12 protein-coding genes and 2 pseudogenes are annotated in these 19,619 nt (G+C 41.5%); 9 read left to right on the top strand and 5 right to left on the bottom strand.

The features are described 5' to 3' along the window. Positions 1-7 precede the first annotated feature (7 nt). The 8 genes and pseudogenes from NBH14_RS17860 to NBH14_RS17890 all read left to right on the top strand — a co-directional run bounded on the left by NBH14_RS17860 (position 8) and on the right by NBH14_RS17890 (position 11,727). Positions 8-1,582, top strand: a complete 1,575-nt coding sequence (locus NBH14_RS17860; protein ID WP_186960572.1) for a RagB/SusD family nutrient uptake outer membrane protein — start codon at positions 8-10, stop codon at positions 1,580-1,582. A 71-nt stretch (positions 1,583-1,653) separates the two neighbouring features. Then, positions 1,654-3,642 (top strand): annotated as a pseudogene (locus tag NBH14_RS17865) (SUMF1/EgtB/PvdO family nonheme iron enzyme); the annotation flags it as partial. 45 nt (positions 3,643-3,687) lie between these two features. Next, positions 3,688-5,238 (top strand): annotated as a pseudogene (locus tag NBH14_RS17870) (glycoside hydrolase family 127 protein); the annotation flags it as partial. Positions 5,239-5,247: 9 nt separating this feature from the next. After that, positions 5,248-5,526, top strand: coding sequence for a hypothetical protein (locus NBH14_RS28840; RefSeq protein ID WP_350464048.1), 279 nt, complete (start codon positions 5,248-5,250; stop codon positions 5,524-5,526). A 30-nt stretch (positions 5,527-5,556) separates the two neighbouring features. After that, positions 5,557-7,224, top strand: a complete 1,668-nt coding sequence (locus tag NBH14_RS17875) for a ribulokinase (protein WP_186960570.1) — start codon at positions 5,557-5,559, stop codon at positions 7,222-7,224. A gap of 36 nt (positions 7,225-7,260) precedes the next feature. Continuing rightward, positions 7,261-9,210 (top strand): glycoside hydrolase family 127 protein, encoded by a 1,950-nt coding sequence (locus NBH14_RS17880; protein WP_250817691.1) that lies wholly within the window; start codon positions 7,261-7,263, stop codon positions 9,208-9,210. Between the two features lie 30 nt (positions 9,211-9,240). Then, positions 9,241-10,683, top strand: a complete 1,443-nt coding sequence (locus NBH14_RS17885) for a sodium:solute symporter family protein (RefSeq protein WP_186960568.1) — start codon at positions 9,241-9,243, stop codon at positions 10,681-10,683. Positions 10,684-10,725: 42 nt separating this feature from the next. Beyond that, positions 10,726-11,727: a LacI family DNA-binding transcriptional regulator gene (locus tag NBH14_RS17890; protein WP_186960567.1), complete on the top strand. Its 1,002-nt coding sequence runs from the start codon at positions 10,726-10,728 to the stop codon at positions 11,725-11,727. 30 nt (positions 11,728-11,757) lie between these two features. Here the strand turns inward: NBH14_RS17890 and NBH14_RS17895 are convergent, their stop codons facing one another. Further along, complete coding sequence (locus tag NBH14_RS17895) at positions 11,758-13,083, bottom strand: MutS-related protein (protein WP_186960566.1); 1,326 nt, start codon at positions 13,081-13,083, stop codon at positions 11,758-11,760. Positions 13,084-13,218: 135 nt separating this feature from the next. Next, complete coding sequence (locus NBH14_RS17900; protein WP_186960565.1) at positions 13,219-13,632, bottom strand: DUF5856 family protein; 414 nt, start codon at positions 13,630-13,632, stop codon at positions 13,219-13,221. 143 nt (positions 13,633-13,775) lie between these two features. Between NBH14_RS17900 and NBH14_RS17905 the strand changes: the two genes are divergently transcribed. Then, complete coding sequence (locus NBH14_RS17905) at positions 13,776-14,144, top strand: DUF488 domain-containing protein (protein ID WP_186960564.1); 369 nt, start codon at positions 13,776-13,778, stop codon at positions 14,142-14,144. Between the two features lie 212 nt (positions 14,145-14,356). Here NBH14_RS17905 and thrC read toward each other — a convergent pair whose 3' ends face one another. Genes thrC through thrA form a run of 3 tightly spaced genes read right to left on the bottom strand, consistent with a single transcriptional unit; the run spans position 14,357 to position 19,339 of the window. Further along, positions 14,357-15,670, bottom strand: a complete 1,314-nt coding sequence (gene thrC, locus NBH14_RS17910) for a threonine synthase (protein ID WP_186960563.1) — start codon at positions 15,668-15,670, stop codon at positions 14,357-14,359. After that, positions 15,667-16,869 (bottom strand): cofactor-independent phosphoglycerate mutase, encoded by a 1,203-nt coding sequence (locus NBH14_RS17915; protein ID WP_186960562.1) that lies wholly within the window; start codon positions 16,867-16,869, stop codon positions 15,667-15,669. Before NBH14_RS17915 ends, thrC begins: the two co-directional genes overlap by 4 nt. 28 nt (positions 16,870-16,897) lie before the next feature. Next, on the bottom strand, positions 16,898-19,339 hold the full coding sequence (gene thrA / locus NBH14_RS17920) for a bifunctional aspartate kinase/homoserine dehydrogenase I (RefSeq protein WP_128135622.1): 2,442 nt from the start codon (positions 19,337-19,339) through the stop codon (positions 16,898-16,900). Between the last annotated feature and the right edge of the window lie 280 nt (positions 19,340-19,619).

Here is a 19,619-nt window from a genome sequence, read left to right on the forward strand (position 1 = left end):
TCAAATTATGAAAAGAATAAATTATTTGTTGGGCACAATTTTACTGCCATTTCTGTTCAGTGCTTGTGAATCGTTAGATACTGAGCCTACAGACCGTATTATCGATAGTTATTTTTGGAAAACAGAAACAGATGCTATCATGGCTGTTAATGGTATATACCGTACTATTCCCGGTACAGATTATATGTATCTTGATTGTGCAACCGATCTTGCCTGGAATGAATTATCCTGGGGAAAGGCTCATTTGTTGGGAAATGGCTCACAAGATGCAGAATTATGGACATGGACTTCTGATAAATGGAAGACTGCTTACGAATCGATCCAGCGGGTGAATTATTTTATGGAGAATATCGACAGGATAGAATCAATTTCTCCCGAACTTAAAAATCGTTTGTGTGCGGAGGCTCGTTTTATTCGTGCCATGACTTATTCGGATATCATGTTTTTATGGGGGGATGTTCCGTTGGTAACAACGACATTGGATTTAAAGACAGGAGAAATGGAACGTACTCCAAAAGATCAGGTTTTTAATTATGTCATTACAGAATTAAAGGATATTATCCAATATCTGCCGGAAAAATACGATGCGGCTAATATCGGACGGGTCACAAAAGGTGCGGCCAGAGCTATGTTGATGCGTGCTTATTTAAGAGAAAATAAATATGCGGAAGTAAAGGCTGTTGCTAAAGAAATTATGGATATGGGACTCTATTCATTATATCCTAGTTATGAAAAACTGTTTAAATACGCCGGGGAAAATTGTAGTGAAATTATTTTTGACAAACAGTATATTGCAACAACTTATAGTAACGATTTAAGTAAAATGTTCAGTCCCCGTTCCTGTTTTGGAGATGGAAGTGTTGTTCCTTTGAAAAGTTTGGTCGACTCTTATGAAATGTCGAACGGGAAAGCTATTACAGATCCTTCATCTGGTTATGATCCCTATAATCCATACGAGGGGAGAGACCCACGTCTGAAAGCAACCATATTGACTCCGGGTGCGATTATGCCTAACGGTAGTATATTTAATCCGCTACCTAATCAAGAACCGATAGGAACGGATGCCGTAGATAATGGGAATACGAGTACTTCCCGTACTGGATTTAATTTTCTGAAATATGTAAATCCTGAAGATCTGGCGGAAAGTAACAGCAATTGCCATAATAATATTATTTTGATTCGCTATGCAGAGGTCTTGCTTTCGTATGCAGAAGCTAAAATAGAGACAAATGATATTGATCAGTCTGTTTATGATGCAATCAATGCAATTCGTAAAAGAGCGGGAATGCCGGAATATACAGCCGGTAAGAGTCAGTCGGAATTGAGGGAGATTGTACGTCAGGAAAGGAAAGTTGAATTTCCTCTGGAAGGAATAAGATATTTTGATATACGGAGATGGAAAATTGCAGAAGATGTTCTTCCCGGGCAGACTTACGGAATAACATATGTTGATGACAAAGGAAATTTGGCAACAATTAAGACGGAAGTTCGTAAATTTAATCCGGATAGAGATTATTTATGGCCGGTACCGTTACGTGAATTGAATGTCAATAAAAAATTGACTCAAAATCCTTTATATTAATTTTATTATCCGGAAGCTCATAATTGAAGGATGAGTTTCCGGATATAATTGGAATTCTAAAATCAGATGTTATGAAATCTCCTTTGTTTTATTTGGCTTTATCGTTTGTGAGTCTACTATCGTATGCACAACAGAAAAATAGTATTGGTATGGAATTTGTAAAAATTCCAAGCGGAACTTTTTATATGGGAGATCATGGATTGGGGGAGAACCGGGATGAAGCGCCTGTTCATCCTGTTACAATCTCTAAAACATTTTTGATGGGGGCAACTGAAGTAACCAATGTCCAATATGAACAGTTTGATCCTCAACATAAATTACTACGTGGAAAATACGGATTATCTAAAGAAGATGATGAAGCTGTTATTTTTGTAAATTACAAAGAAGCTAAAGCTTTTTGTGAGTGGTTATCGGCAAAAGAAGGTAAGAGTTACAGATTACCAACGGAAGCGGAGTGGGAATATGCTTGTAAGGCAGGAACTTACTTGCCTTATTCGATGGATGACGGACTTCCGGCTATTTATCAGAAGAAGCAATTTAATGTATGGGGAGTGGATACAACTATTAACCTTAAAGTGAAAACAACGCCGGCAAATCCGTTTGGTTTATATGATATGCATGGAAATGTAGAAGAATGGTGCAATGATTGGTATGGACCTTATGATGCGGAGCTGCAAATAGATCCGGTTGGTCCGTCGGATGGCTTGTATAGAGTTACAAGAGGCGGAAGCCACAGTACACCAGTCTCTTTTTTACGTTCAACAAATCGTATGGCTATGATACCGGAAGATAAACATTGGTTGACCGGTTTTCGTGTTGTACTGGCAGAAATGCCTGCAACAGAACCTTTGCCCGCTATTAACGATATTTGTGTGAAAAATATTTCTCAACAAAAATATAATTGGAAGGAACCTTGTAATGAGGCATTTTTTGAAGAGCCTGTTGCTTTTGTGAAATATCCTGTGTGTCCTTCCGACGTCCCTTTTTATAATCATAACCATTGTCCGGCTATTACTTGGTGTGATAATGGAGATTTACTTGCTATCTGGTTTTCAACGAATGATGAGGCTGGGAGAGAAATGACTATCTTAAGTAGCCGGCTACGGGCTGGTACTACAGAATGGGATAGTCCTTGTGAATTTTTTAAAGTACCCGATCGAAATATGACGGGTTCTTCCCTCTTTAATGATGGAAACGGCACGCTTATCCATATAAACGGAGTAGAAGCGGCAGGAACATGGAAAAGTCTTATTATGATAATGCGTACCAGTACGGATAATGGCTTGACGTGGAGCATTCCCCGCATTATAACACCGGAACATACTTCTCGTCATCAGGTAATCGCAGGAATGTTCAGAACCAAAGAGGGATGGTTAGTACAGGCCGCAGATGCTACATCTGGTGGAGACGGTGGTACTGCTTTACATATTAGCAAAGATAATGGTAAAAGTTGGCAAGATCCGGGGAAAGATATTCCTAATGATTTTGTTGAAGAAGGAACAGGTGGTTCCATCGCTGGAATTCATGCGGGAGTTGTTCAATTATCCAATGGCGATTTTATGGCATTTGGTCGGGGAAATAACATTATAAATAAAGAGGGGATAGAACGCATGCCAATGAGTCTGTCGAAGGACGGGGGAAAAACATGGACATATACCGCATCAGAGTTCCCTCCGATTGATGGTGGACAGCGTCTTGTTTTGACAAGGCTTATTGAAGGTCCTATACTGCTGGTTTCATTTACAAATCATCCGTACCGTTTGAAAAATGATTTGAAAGGCATGACTTTTACGGATCATAAAGGAAATGAATATACTGGTTATGGAATGTATGCGGCTCTTTCTTTTGATGAAGGTAAAACCTGGCCTGTAAAAAGACTATTGACCGATGGAAAAAAACGTTTTATGGACGGGGGAGCTTGGACCGGTTTTTTTATTATGGACCAGTGTCATGCCGAACCACGCGGTTATTTAGCAGCTACACAAACACCGGATCATACGATTCATTTGGTAAGTAGCCGGAATCATTATAGGTTTAATTTACAATGGTTACTGGAAAATACAGGATACCGATATGATGATATGGACTTTGGAAAAGTAACGCTAACAGATACATTCTGGAAAAAACGATTGGATATTAATTCGAAAATAACAGTTCCGGATGTCTTAAAAAAGTGTGAAGAATATGGACGTATACAGAATTTTGCGGTAGCCGGAGGTGTACAACCCGGTAAATTTATTGGAGGTGCATCTTGGGATGACTCTGATTTATTCAAAGCTTTGGAGGCTGCCTCTTATCAATATGCCTTACATAAGGAGGAACATTTGCGGTTTTATATGGACTCTGTTATTTCTCTTTTGCAAAAAGCCCAGGAAGAAGATGGGTATCTGGTCACTGCGATGCGGATTAATCGAGAGAAAAATTTACCCTGGAACATTCGTTCTCCTCGTTTTTCATATTTAATATGGAGCCATGAACTCTATAATTTCGGACATTTGTATGAAGCAGCCGTAGCTCATTATCAGGCTACAAGACAAACAAATCTACTTGATATAGCAACTAAAAATGCGGATTTGCTGGTCCATACTTTTTTACGGGGAGACTCTTTAAATAATTATGTTGACGGATGTCCGGAGGTTGAAATCGGTTTGTTTAAATTGTGGAAAATCACAGGTAAATCCGATTATCTTTTATTAATGAAGAAATTGTTGGATTTACGGGGAGATGACAATCTTCATGAACTTTATCTGGGATATGATGAAGGGCGTAATCCCTATTTCTTTCAGGACTATAAACCTGTAAAAGAATTTGATGAGGCTTTGGGGCATGGAGTCAGGGCTCTTTATCTTTATTCATCTATGGCTGATATGGGAGCTTTTATAAATGATACTACTTATTTTTCGACATTGAATAAGTTATGGAATAACATGACGAAATATAAAATGTATATAACAGGGGGGATCGGTTCGCGTCATAAAGGAGAAGCTTTCGGTGATAAATATGAATTACCCAATATGGAAGCATATAATGAGACATGCTCTTCTATCGCCAATATACTATGGAATTACAGAATGTTTAAATGGTCTGGCGAAGGCAAATATATAGATGTTTGTGAACGTATTTTATACAATGCTTTTTTGGCCGGTTGGGCGTTGAACGGATGTGAATATAACTATGTGAATCCTTTGGAATCGGATGGGAAATACATATATAATAAAGGAGCGAATAAACGTCAAGCTTGGTTTGAAACTTCTTGTTGTCCAACTAATATATCTCGTTTTGTTCCACAAATATCCAAAATGATTTATGCAACGCATGGTGAGGATGTTTATGTAAATCTTTTTATTGCTGCTGAAACTACCTTGTCGTTAGGCGATAATACAGTGGATATAAGGATGAACGGAAATTATCCCTGGGATGGTAAAGTTACTCTCGATTTGGAACCAGCCAAGGAAAGTATTTGGAAACTTCATATTCGTGTTCCTTCCTGGACAGGCCATACCCCATTGCCTGAAAGTGACTTATATCAGTATATCGTTCCTGCCAATAAGCCTGTTTCAATAAAAGTAAACGACCGTGTTTTGAATGATATTAGAATAGAGAAGGGGTATGCTATTATTCAGCGTGAATGGAAGAAAGGAGATCGGGTTACCATTGAAATGCCAATGCCTGTTCGTTGCGTTAAAACAAAAACAATGGTAGTAGGGAACAACGGTAAAATAGCGTTGGAACGTGGGCCTGTCGTATATTGTATTGAAGAGAAAGATAATGGAGTTCTGGATAATGTGAAAGTAAGTAATTCCGCTAAAGTCGGACTACAATATGATCCGGATTTTCTGAATGGAGTTACGACGGTATATTATGATAATCTGAAATTCATACCCTATTATTCTTGGGGGAACCGGGGAGCTAATCAGATGAAAGTATGGCTTCCTGAAAAATGACAATATTGTAAACTGTTTAATGATATTTATATGATGAATAAATATGTAATAGGGATAGATTTTGGAACGGATTCGTGTCGGACCTTACTGGTAAATACCGGTACAGGAGAAGAACTGGCATCTGTTATTGAATACTATCCTCGCTGGATACGGGGATTATATTCTGATCCGGTTATGAATCAATATCGGCAACATCCTTTGGATTATATAGAGAGTATGGAACAGGCTGTGAGGAAAACATTGGCGGCATGTCCATCGGTTCCGGTTACTGATATTATTGGAATTTCTGTTGATACTACCGGTTCGACTCCGGTTTTGATTGATGAAAAAGGAACGCCTTTATCTTTATTGCCGGAATATTCGGATAATCCTGATGCTATGTTTATTTTGTGGAAAGATCATACTGCAACACAAGAAGCTATAGAAATTAATAGGCTGGCCAAAGAATGGTCTATTGATTATACAATGGATAGTGGAGGTTCTTATTCTTCGGAATGGGTTTGGGCGAAAGTCTTGCATGTGTTGAGAAGAGATTCTTCTCTTTCTGAAAAAGCATATAGTTGGACTGAGCATTGCGATTGGATCCCTGCTTTATTAACAGGAAACACATCTCCGGAGAAAATGTATAGGAGTCGTTGTGCTGCAGGACATAAGGCTTTATGGAGTAATAAATGGGGAGGATTACCTTCTGCCCGGTTTCTTAAGACTCTCGATCCGTTGTTGACTCTATTTGACGGGCATCTTTATCAGAAAACATTTACGAGTGATATTTGTGCAGGAAATCTTACGCCGGAGTGGGCGGAAAGATTAGGATTGGGGACATGGACAGCTGTTGGAGTGGGCGCAATAGATTGCCATGTCGGAGCTGTCGGAGCTCAAATTACTGCCAGAACTTTTGTTAGGGTTATGGGGACGTCTACATGTGATATTATGGTCTCTCCATATAAAGAAATCGAGGATCGACATATTGCTGGTATTTGTGGTCAGGTAGATGGGTCGGTTATCCCGGGTATGATTGGCCTGGAAGCCGGTCAATCAGCTTTTGGTGATATTTATGCTTGGTTTAAGCATTTGATGTTGTGGCCGTCCGTAAATATGTTGTCTTCATTTTTGAATGAAAATAATAAGGATGAAATCGTGCAAAAAATGGAAGAACATATTTTAGGCTGTCTAACCCAAGAGGCAGAAAAAGTACCTTTAAGCGAGAGTAATCCTGTTTCCGTCGATTGGATGAATGGACGGCGAACCCCTTTTGCTAATCAACAGGTTAAAGGACTTATTTCCGGTCTTACGCTCGGGACTTCAGCTCCAATGCTTTTTCGTTCTCTTGTGGAAGCTACTGCCTTTGGTTCTAAATCCATAGTGGACTGTTTTCTAAAGCAAGGTATTGCCATAGACAGGATTATTGCCATAGGCGGAATCTCTAAAAAGTCATCATTCGTCATGCAGATTTTGTCTGATGTATTAAATATGCCGATACAGATTGCGCGTTCCGAACAGACTTGTGCATTGGGAGCTGCAATGTTTGCTTCTGTCGTGTCTGGGGTTTATTCTAAAATAGAAGATGCCCAAGCTGCAATGGGTAAAGGTTTTGAGGTTGAAATTGTCCCGAATCCGGAAAGGCATTTAATATATAAATCTCTTTATAATAGATATGTAGAACTGGGGGCTTTTCTGGATGGAGAGTTTAGAGGCTAGAGTAAACCATATATGTTATTCTTAAATATAATATCAATGAAGAATTATTTAATATCGCTTGTTTTTTGTACATTAATATCCTGCATGCAACAAGAAATGACAGGATACACTTATAATGGTGTTCCTTTTGAAAAGGTAACTGTCACAGACTCTTTCTGGAAAAAAAGGTTGGATTTGAATTCTACTGTAACAGTTCCTGATGTTTTGAAGAAATGTGAAGATTACGGGCGTATTCAGAACTTTGCTGTTGCAGCCGGCCTCAAACAAGGACGGTTTGTTGGAGGGGCCTCTTGGGATGATTCAGATCTGTTCAAAGCACTGGAGGCTGCTTCTTTTCAATATGCTATAAATAAAGACGAACATCTCCGCTTGTATATGGATTCAGTAATAACCTTACTGGACAAAGCACAAGAGGATGACGGATACCTAGTGTCGGTAATGCGTATCAATAAAGAAAAGAATTTACCTTGGAATATTCGTTCTCCTCGTTTTTCTTATTTGATATGGAGTCATGAATTGTATAATTTCGGTCATCTGTATGAAAGTGCTGTTGCTCATTATCAGGCTACACACCAAACGAACTTGTTAAACATAGCAACTAAAAATGCGGATTTATTGGTACGGACTTTTTTGAAAGGAGACTCGTTGAATTATTGGGTCGATGGTCATCCGGAAGTAGAGACTGGGTTAATAAAACTATGGAAAGTAACCCATAATGCCGATTATTTGCAGTTGGCTGGAAAATTGTTGGATTTGAGAGGAGAAGCCCAGCTGCATGAACTCTATTTAGGATATGATGAAGGTCGAAATCCTTATTTTTTTCAGGACTATAAACCTGTAAAACAGTTTGATGAAGCCTATGGTCATGGTGTCCGTGCTCTTTATCTGTACGCTTCAATGGCTGATATGGGAACTTATACAGGTGATTCTACTTATTTTAAAACGCTGGAGAAGCTTTGGAATAATATCACTAAATATAAAATGTATTTGACCGGAGGTATCGGCTCTCGTCATAAGGGGGAAGCATTTGGTGAGAAATATGAGTTACCGAATGTAGAAGCATATAATGAAACATGTTCTTCTATTGCTGATATTTTATGGAATTATAAAATGTTCCGTATTTCGGGAGAAGCTAAATATATAGACATTTGCGAACGTATTTTGTATAATGCTTTTTTAGCCGGATGGGCCCAGAATGGGTGTGAATATAATTATGTAAATCCTTTAGAGTCGGATGGAGAATATCTTTATAACAAAGGTGCGAATAAACGTCAGCCTTGGTTTGAAACATCTTGTTGTCCGACTAATATATCTCGTTTTATACCACAGATCCCGGAGATGATTTATGCAGTCCATGATCAATCAGCTTACATAAATCTTTTTATCGCAGGATCAGCAGTGTTACCGATAAGGGATAATCAGGTAAAAATCAGCATGGAAGGAAATTATCCATGGGAAGGTAAAGTCACACTAAGTATAGACCCGGAACAAAAGACGTCATTTAAACTATTTATTCGCATTCCTTCCTGGATTACTGACAACCCTCTTCCGGAAAGTGATCTTTATACCTATGGCAAATCAGTGGATGGCCATATTGATTTTCTGGTGAATGGCGAACCGGTTTCAAATATAAGAAAAGAAAAGGGGTATGTAGTTATAGAAAGAGATTGGAAAGTAGGAGATAAGGTAACCATCAATATGCCTATGCCGGTCCGTTATGTTTGTTCAAATCAGCATATTATTGATAATATAGGTAAGATTGCGATAGAACGCGGACCGATTGTCTATTGTGCCGAGGAAGTGGACAATGGTAAATTGGAAGGGAAGAGTATTTCTTTGTCTTCAGCATTTACCAGTCAATATGAAAGAAGTGAATTAGGGAAAATTATGACTATATATCAGGATGATTTTAAGTTTATTCCTTACTATTCCTGGGGGAATCGTGGCGCAAATGAAATGAAAGTGTGGTTTCAAAGTCGTAAATAAACCAGATATAAACATTAAAGAATGAATGTTATGGAACTATCTATACTTGATTTTATCGTTTTCTTTGTTTTTATGGCTGGAACATTGTTATTCGGATGTTCGTTTTTTTTCAAAAATAAAAACTCCAGCGAATACACTTCGGCCGGAGGAAGACTACCGGCTTGGGTTGTCGGTATGTCGATATTTGCCACTTATGTCAGTAGTATAAGTTTTTTAGCTTTACCGGGAAATGCCTATATGGGGAATTGGAATCCGTTTGTTTTTAGTTTGTCCATACCTCTTGCTTCTTGGATTGCGGCAAAATATTTTGTCCCTTTTTATAGAAATATCAGTAGTATTTCCGCTTATAGTTATTTAGAGGAACGATTCGGGTATTGGGCAAGAATTTATGCTTCCTGCTGTTATCTTTTAACACAGGTCGCCCGAATAGGTTCTGTATTGTATTTAATGGCTTTACCATTGCATACGATGTTGGGTTGGAGTGTTCCTGTCATCATTATGATCTCCGGACTTTGTGTGGTTATCTATTCTATGTTGGGGGGAATAACAGCTGTTATTTGGACAGATGCCATTCAGGGTATTGTCTTGATAGCCGGTGCAGTGGCATGTGTCTTAGTTTTATTATTTTCCATGCCGGAAGGTCCCTCACAGTTATTCTCGATAGCGATGGAGAACAATAAATTTTCGTTAGGAAGTTTTGGTCCGGAACTTAATACTGCAACTTTCTGGGTGACATTGATATACGGACTTTTTATTAATCTTCAGAATTATGGCATCGATCAGAATTACGTACAACGCTATAAGACGGCAAAGGATGATAAAGGTGCCCGTTCCGCCGCTTTATTCGGTGGATTGCTTTACGTGCCGGTCAGTATGTTTTTCTTCTTTATCGGAACGGCTTTGTTTGCCTATTATACCGCTTCTCCGGATTTACTTCCTGAGAATATCCCTAATGATGCTGTTTTTCCCTTTTTTATTGTTCATGGTCTTCCTTCAGGTGTCACAGGCCTTTTGATTGCAGCGATTTGTGCAGCTGGGATGAGTACCGTTTCTACAAGTATAAACAGTTCTGCCACGATTATCCTGACAGACTTTTTTCAGCATAAGAGGAAGATGACAGACAAACAAAATATGTATGTTCTTTATACAACTTCATTTATTCTGGGGGTATTGGGTATTGGTTTGGGCTTGGCTATGATGTCCGTTCAAAGCGCCCTGGAGGCTTGGTGGAGTTTAGCGGCCATATTTAGTGGGGGAATGCTGGGACTCTTCCTTTTGGGATATATGGTAAAACGGGTAAGAAACATTCATGCTATGATAGGGGTGGTTTGCGGAGTTATCCTGATAGCTTGGATGAGTTTTGGTAATAATATTCTGTTCCATAATTACCTGACTATTGTTTTTGGAACAATTCTGATATTTTTTGTGGGGTTTTTATTATCCCTATTCGCTGGAAAGCAACGCAATAAATAGAGTTATTTTTTGTTACTTTGCATAGAATTTATGATGGAAAATATGAAGAAAGTATCTATAAAAGATATCGCTCAGGTTGTTGGAGTTTCTACAGCTACTGTATCTCTTGTCTTGACTGGGAAAAATAAAAATGGTCGGGTCAGTAAAGAAATGTCTGAAAAGATAAAAAATGTGGCCCATGAAATGAATTATCAACCGAATCGGTTAGCAATGAGTTTACAGAGTGGTCGTTCGCAGACAATAGGCCTATTGGTCGCTGATATATCCAACCCTTTTTTCGGTACATTGGCATTCTATATCCAGGATGAAATGGAAAAAGCCGGGTATGCTGTTATAATAATGAATACGGATGAAAGCGATGTGCAGATGGATAGGATGATTAGTCTGCTCAAAAGTCGTCAGGTCGATGGGTTTATTATTGTTCCGACAGAGTTTGGGGAGAGCAGCATTGTACAATTGGTAAATCATCATGTACCTTTAGTTCTGATAGACCGTTATTATCCGTCGTTACAGGTAGACAGTGTATTGATAGACAATTATCAGGCAGCCTATGAAGCGACTCGTTATCTGATAGATATCCATTGTAAAAAGATAGCACTGCTCATTTACGATAACAGGCAGCCTCATATGTTTGAGCGTGAGAGAGGATATGCAAATGCTTTGAAGGAAGCCGGTTTATATGATGAAGGATTGGTAAAAAAGGTACGTTATAAATTTATGAATGAAGATATAATGGGAGCTATAACCTGGTTATCGCAGAAGAGAAAAGATATGGACGGTATTCTTTTCGCAACGAATACGATCGCTATGACAGGAATCAAACAAATGCTACATTTAAATTTCCGAATAGGAGAAGATGTCTCTGTTGTTTGTTTTGATAAAAGCGATGCATTTGACTTTATGCCGTTTTTTATTCCATATATTCATCAGCCAATAGCAGATATGGGACGGCTGGCATCTCAATTATTAATCAAACAAATAGAAAATATAAAAGTAGATGAAGAGCCCGTACATAAATTAATTGCAGGATTAGTCAAAGGATAGGGGATGATATTAGGGTATCCCGCAGTCTTTTCAGACAGTCGATATGTTGGTGTTTAGCTCTTTTCTGACTAACCAGCTGCCGATGCGCGATTCGGAAATTCCTTCTTTCAACCGATAGCTACAAATGAAGCGGTCGTCTTTTATTTCAGATTCCATGTAGTTGAACTGACATGTTTTTTCTGTATAAAAGGCTTCCGCAAGTTCTATGATATGGGTGGAAAGAAGGAATTTGCTTTGCGGATATTTTTTCAGCAGATTGAGAACGATGACCGAAGCCTCATAGGCATCGCGGGCATTTGTTCCCCGGAAGAGTTCGTCGAACACGATGAAATAAGCATCTCCTTCCTTTACTTTTTCCAGTATGCTTTTGATACGTAATACTTCCGCATAGAAATGGCTTTCTCCTCTTTTTAAAGAATCCGGTAAATTGATGGAAGTAAAAATGCCCTTGTATACCGGGCAACGCATATAAGTTGCCGGTACCGGTAATCCGGCGTGAGCCAACCAAATAACCGACGATAACGCTTTCAGAGTTGTCGATTTGCCAGCCATATTGGAACCTGTGAAAATATTGATATGTTTTTCCTCCAAATGCCAGTCATTACGTACGGCTTGCGGCAAAGCCGGATGGAAAAAGTTGTGTATGACCAACTCTGTGTCGCCGGAATGTAATTCTGGGTAACAAAATCCTTTCTCTTTAGCTATTTGATGCGCGGAACGAAAGGCGTCCAATTCGTATACAATATCAAGTATCCCCCGTACAGCGATTTTTCCCCTATTGCGGAAAATGTAGTCGAACTGGTCGATTTCGTAACAAGTTAATCTGGTTTCCCTGTTCGGGATTGAAGCGAAAACATTGCTGTCCACATAGGAGCGTATCATCCGGAGCGTTTGCTTGATAATGTCCGGTTGTGCGGACTCTTCTATGGGAGATGAGATCTGGCGTAATTCCCGGATCAATTCGCATAAATATAGGCATCCACGGCTTTTAATATAGTTCCACGGATTTTTCTGCAATTTGTTTTTTAACCATTGGTAGTAGGAGAGGACGCCTAATACGGTTGTGGGGGACGGTTCATTATAATTCAGGTAATATTCGATGAAGTCCAGGGTGTTCCCGTCTATTTCGAAGCTGGGTATTCCACCGGCGCGAATGGATTCGATGCGGTAATGGAGTGTTTGGATATTGTTAACGGGATGGGTAACCCAGTTTTGGAGTACGTTACGGCCGCCTTTAGACTGAGTCTCGGTATAAATACCGGTCAGATCAAATTCTCCGTAGGGATTTTGCGTAACACATAAGTCATTACGGGTCTGTATATCTGTTTCGAGTTTCTTTGTTCCTGTCTGTCCCATTGGACAAAGATAGTTTTGTTTATGAAACTAAAGATACTCCGGGGTAAAAAAATATAAAAGGAGTTGTCTTTGAAAACAACTCCTCCGTGTAAATATATAAACCCTAAAAAATAACTGGCAGATCACCAGGTAATGCTATTGCAATCTGACTAATCTGTAAAGCAATTGCTGGATTGCTTCCTGATAGTCGTCGATAATGGATTGTGAGAATGCTTCAGGGAACAGGTCTCTGTGTTTTTCTACGTAGTTGTAGAAATCTGATGCATGCTTAACGATGTCTTTCGGAGTTTTTGTTTCCGGGATAGAAATTTGAAGGTCACCTACCATGGCGTATGTTGTTTCGGTGATTCTGTCGATCACGTCCAGCAAGGAGGCGATGGCTTCATCGAGTGCCATATGTTTGGCATAACTGCCGGTTCCGGTTACGCTCCAGTGAAAAAGTTTGAGACTGCTGTTGAATGAGAAAAGTTCTCCGATAAATGCTGCGATCTCTTTGTTTGAAGTATGGGCCGCTTTTTCTTTTTGTTCTGATTTTACTGTTGTACTCATAATTTTGTTTTTTATGTTTCGTACTGAATAAACACCATGAACAACAGGAAAGTTTACAGGAATATAAGAAAAAATGTGGAGAAGATTTATGGTAACAATGTGGTCATAAATGTTGTTTATATAAGGAATATAGATAGAAAATTATGACACAGATAAAATTGAAACGGATATATGAAGATCCGGAACCAACGGATGGCTACAGGATATTTGTAGATCGCTTATGGCCCAGAGGAATGAAAAAGGAAGCTGTACATTTCGATTTGTGGGAAAAAGATATAACTCCTTCTCCAGAGTTACGCGGATGGTTTCATCAGGCACCCGATGAAAGATGGAATGAGTTTGCTGCATTGTATCGAAAGGAACTGAACGGTTCGGAGGCAGCAATGGCATTTGTGGAGAAGATTGGACAATATCCGGTCATCACGTTACTCTATGCTTCTAAGAGTCCGGACCATAATCATGCGCTTATTCTGAAGACTTTTTTAGATGAGAAAATAAACTCACAAAGCTGAGCTCAAGAACTCGGCTTTGTGAGATGAAGAAGTCGCTGCCGCGAGATGAAGAACTCAGCTTCGTGAGATGAAGAAGTCGCCGTCGTGACTTCAAGAGGTTTTCTCCGAGACTTCAGGAAGTGTCCGTCGAAACATCAAGAAGTTTCTGTTGAGACATCAAGAAACGTCCGTCGAAGCTTCAAAGAGCTTCCGCTGGGACTTCAAGAAGTGGGTTATTGTTCCATTAAATAAGATTTGAAAGCATCGAAATCTTTGCAGAGTTCGACACTTTGTTTCGTCCCTTTCATAAAGGCTTGCAACTTGGCCGGAATTTCAATGTCTGCATTGAGGATACGGTCTACTGTTCCTTTGAACTTCGCTGGGTGGGCGGTTTCAAGGAAGAGGCCGGTTTCGTCAGATTCGAGTGCATATTGTATCAAAGCCTGATAGCCGCAGGCACCGTGCGGGTCAAGTAGATAGCCGTCGTTTTCATATACATATCTGATGGTGTATTCGATTTCTTCGTCGGTAAAACGGTAGCCGGTGATGTGCTGGCATATTTCATGGTGTTTGTCGCCGTAGATATCGAATAAATCCATGATGCGGGCAAAGTTGCTCGGGTCGCCGACATCCATCGCATTAGCTATCGTGGCTACGGAAGGACGCGGGCTGTAAATGCCTGTTCTTAGATATTCAAGGAAAACGTCGTTGCGGTTGTTGGCAGCGATGAAGCGTTTAACGGGCAGTCCCATCCACTTGGCAAAAAGACCCGCGGTGATATTTCCGAAGTTCCCGCTGGGGACGGAGATGACCAGGTTATCGGCTTTGCCGAGCTTATCCAGCTGTGCGTAGGCATTGAAATAATAGAATGATTGCGGGAGGAAGCGGGCCACGTTGATGGAGTTGGCTGATGTCAGTTTCATGTGGCGGTTCAGTTCGTCATCCATGAAGGCTGATTTTACCAGAGCCTGGCAATCGTCGAAAGTCCCGTCTATCTCAAGGGCGGTGATATTCTGCCCCAGTGTTGTGAACTGGCATTCTTGGATGGGACTGACTTTTCCTTTGGGATAAAGGACATACACGTGGATACCCGGTACACCTAGAAAACCGTTGGCAACGGCACTTCCCGTATCTCCCGAAGTGGCAACCAATACGTTAACCTGTTTCAGTCCTTCTTTTTGGATGAAATATCCCAGCAGGCGAGCCATAAAGCGTCCGCCGACATCCTTAAAGGCCAGTGTCGGACCGTGGAAAAGCTCAAGGCTGTAAATATTTTCAGAGACGTTTACCACAGGGGTATCGAACGATAAAGTATCTTTTACGATTTCATTCAACGTTTCCGTTTCAATGTCTTCACCGAAGAAAGCCTGTGCAACCGTACAGGCTATTTCGTGGAAAGACTGATTTTTCATATTGTTGATTGTGCCCTCATCCAGACGGACGATACGTTCGGGCATATACAATCCCTTGTCACCGGCAAGGCCTTTTACTACGGCTTCTTCCAGGGTGGCGAGGGGAGCTTGCTTGTTTGTGCTGTAATATTTCATAATAATTCTTTTATAAATTCATCTTTTTCCAATACTCCATATTTACCGTTCAGGACACTGAATTCGTCGAAGCAGGTCACTGCATCCGGCTCCTGTCCGGGTTTGTAGATCAGAAAGGGGACGGGGGTATTGGTGTGTGTACGAATCGAACAGGGAGTCGGGTGGTCGGGAAGTACGGCAATGGCAACCGGTTCGTCCCATGTCTGCAACTCTTCATAGATAATGCGGATGGCCCGTTTATCCAGGTATTCGATTGTTTTTATTTTGAGGTCTACGTCTCCTTCGTGCCCGGCCTCATCGCTGGCTTCGACGTGGAGGTAGACGAAATCATTTGTTTTCAGTGCTTCGAGGGCGGCATGCGCTTTGCCTTCGTAGTTGGTATCATATAACCCGGTGGCGCCTTCCACGCTGATTACTTCTAGACCGGCATAAACGCCGATGCCGCGAATCAGGTCGACGGCCGAAATAACGGTACCTTTATTGAAACCGTACATCTCCTGCATGGTCTGCATGGCAGGACGATAACCGGGCGACCAGGGCCAGATACTGTTTGCCGGGTCTTTTCCGGCTGCCATACGTTTGCGGTTGACGGGATGGTCTTTCAATATTTCCTGGGATTTCAGAATCAGGTCGTTCAACAGGTCGGCAGTCTCTTGTGCTTCCGGCACTTCCGGTTTGACCATCAGCGGGCGGAAGGGGTGGAGGGGGACGTCGTGAGGTGGCGTGCAATCCAGCCGTTTATCGCCTCCTTTGATAACCAAAAGGTGACGGTAGGAGACGCCGGTGTAGAATTTTACTTTGTCGGAGCCTAATTTCTCGTTGAGGAATTGTATTAACTCGTCGGCCTCTTCGGTAGAGATATGGCCGGCCGAATGGTTTTTCAGGATATCTCCTTCGACACAAATGAGGTTGCAGCGCATCGCCATTTCACCCGGTTGGAGGGTGACACCGATGCTTGCAGCTTCCAGTACGCCACGTCCTTCGTAAACTTTCGGCAGGTCGTATCCTAATACGGCCATGTTGGCAACTTCGCTGCCCGGATGGAACCCGTCGGCAACAGTTTTCATTTGTCCGGTAACACCCAATGCAGCCAGCTTATCCATATAAGGGGTATCTGCATATTGCATGGGAGTCTTACCTCCAAGTGCCTCAATGGGTTCATCGGCCATGCCGTCGCCCAGGATTATTATACTTTTCATTTCGTATTAACTTAATTCATTCCTTTTCTTACCGAATATTGGCTATAGAGATTATATCGGCGAATACGCCTGCGGCCGTTACATCGGCTCCGGCTCCGTAGCCTTTTATTATCATGGGATACTCGTGGTATCTTTCGGTGGAAATCATGATGATGTTGTTGCTGCCTTCCAGTTCGTAGAACGGGTGGTGGCTGTCGACTGTTTGCAGGCCGATTTCGCAAACACCTTTATCCATTTTGGCAACGAAGCGGAAACGTTTGCCTTCGGCTTCCAGTTGCTGGCGTTTGTTTTCGAATTCGGCATCCAGTTCTTTCACCTTGCACCAGAAATCGTCGAGCGAACCTTCGAAATATTTATCCGGCACGAACAGGTTGCGTTTTACATCTTCCTGCTCTACCTTGTAACCTGCTTCACGCGCCAGGATGACGAGTTTACGCAATACGTCTTTTCCACTCAGGTCGATGCGGGGGTCGGGTTCCGAGTAACCTTCCTCTTTTGCCATCAGGATTGCCTTGCTGAAAGGTATATCGGCACTGAGCGTATTGAATATATAATTTAATGTACCGGAAAGAACAGCTTCCAGTTTCAGGATATGGTCGCCACTGTTTCTCAGGTCGTTCATCGTATTGATGATAGGCAGTCCGGCTCCAACGTTCGTTTCGAACAGGAACTTGACGCCACGGTGGCGGGCCGTTTCTTTTAGTTTGATATAATTGCTGTAAGAGGATGAGGCGGCTACTTTATTGGCGGCTACCACTGAAACGTTGTTGTTGAGCAGCGTTTCATACAGGTCGGAGACAGCCGGGGTTGCCGTACAGTCCACAAATACGGAGTTGAAGATATTCATTTTCAGAATTTCTTCTTTCAGATGTTCGGGAGAACTCTCTTCGCCGTTCTTTTTCAGTTCGTCGATACAGTTTTCCAGGTTTAGTCCTTCACGCAGGAAAAGAGCACGTTTGCTGTTGGCGATACCGACAACATTTAGTTTCAGGCCGTTTTGTTCCATCAGTTTAGGTTGCTGGATGCGAATTTGTTCCAGTAAGTTACCGCCTACCGTTCCGACACCTGCAATGAACAGGTTCAACACCTTATATTGTGACAGAAAAAATGAATCATGGATAGAGTTCAGAGCCTTGCGCAGATATTTGAGCTTGATAACAAATGATATGTTTGTTTCGGAAGCACCTTGTGCACAGGCAATCACACTGATACCGGCACTGCCCAGCGTACCGAACAACCTGCCGGCAATACCCGGCGTACGTTTCATATTTTCACCGACGATGGCGACTGTTGCCAGGTCTTTTTCGGCAACCGTATCGTTCATATCACCCTGGGCGCGTTCCAATGCGAACTCTTCATCCAGCACCTGCACAGCCAGGTCGGCGTCAGCGTTGCGGACAGCGAAAGTCGTATTGTTTTCGGAACTGGCCTGTGATACCATAAATACGCTGATACCGCTTTTTGCCAATGTCTTAAAGATACGGTAGTTTACACCGATCACACCAACCATGCCCAGTCCCTGAACGGTAATCAGGCAGGTGTCGTTGATAGAGGAAATACCTTTGATGATGGCTTTTCCTTCTTCTTTTACCTTTTCCTTGGAGATATAAGTTCCCGGCGCTTCCGGATTGAATGTGTTCAGGATACGGATAGGAATATTCTTATGATATACCGGATAAATTGTCGGCGGATAGATGACCTTGGCTCCGAAGTTACACAACTCCATCGCTTCGGTAAACGTCAGCCGGTCGATTACATAGGCTGAACTGATGACACGCGGGTCGGCAGTCATGAAACCGTCTACGTCCGTCCATATTTCCAGCACGTTGGCATCTAGCGCAGTAGCCAGGATAGAGGCTGTATAGTCGGAACCGCCACGTCCCAGATTCGTTACTTCTCCATTTTCCGTACTGGAAGAGATAAAGCCGGGAACCAGCGATACTTTAGGTAGCGGGTTGAAAGTCTCTTTGATGAGTTGGTTTGTCTGTTCGAAATCAACGATATGTTTGTTGAACTGCTTGAGTGTTTTGATAAACTTACGGGAATCGAACAGCTTGGCATCTTCGATGACATTCGACACGATGAGTGAAGAAATGCGTTCGCCGTAACTGACGATTGTGTCGGAAGTCTTGGCAGACAGGTCGTTGATAAGGTACACACCTTTGAAGATATTACCCAGTTCGTCCAGCAGGCTCATGACCTTTTTCTGCACTTCGATGCGCTGCATCTTGTCGGGGATAACACCCTGAATCACATCCAGGTGACGTGTTATGATTTCGGAGAACTCCCTTTCGTATCCGACATCCCCTTTGGCAGCCATGGATGAAGTTGCCAGCAACTTATCCGTGATGCCGCCCAATGCAGATACGACAACGATTACAGGCTCTTCAATAGCCTCTACTATCTTCTTAACACTCAAAATACTATTCACGGAACCTACGGATGTTCCGCCGAATTTCAATACTTTCATCGGTATGTATTATTTTAATTGACAGCTGACGGTTGACAACTGACAATATATTTGTAACTAAATTAATTGATAAAAAGAACCGGAAAGAACCGGCATAAAGGATGCAATACAAATGATTGCAACAATGCAGGACGTGGCCGCTGCTCTTGTTTATTTGTAAATTCTAACCCCCCAAGGGGTCATCAATGCCCATGTATAATATGCTATACCTGCAATCATTCTTTTACTTTTCTAGTTTTCATATCTTATTGCAGGGGCAATATTACACATTATTTTTCAA

Source organism: Parabacteroides caecihominis, from assembly GCF_023656785.1.
GTDB lineage: Bacteria > Bacteroidota > Bacteroidia > Bacteroidales > Tannerellaceae > Parabacteroides > Parabacteroides segnis.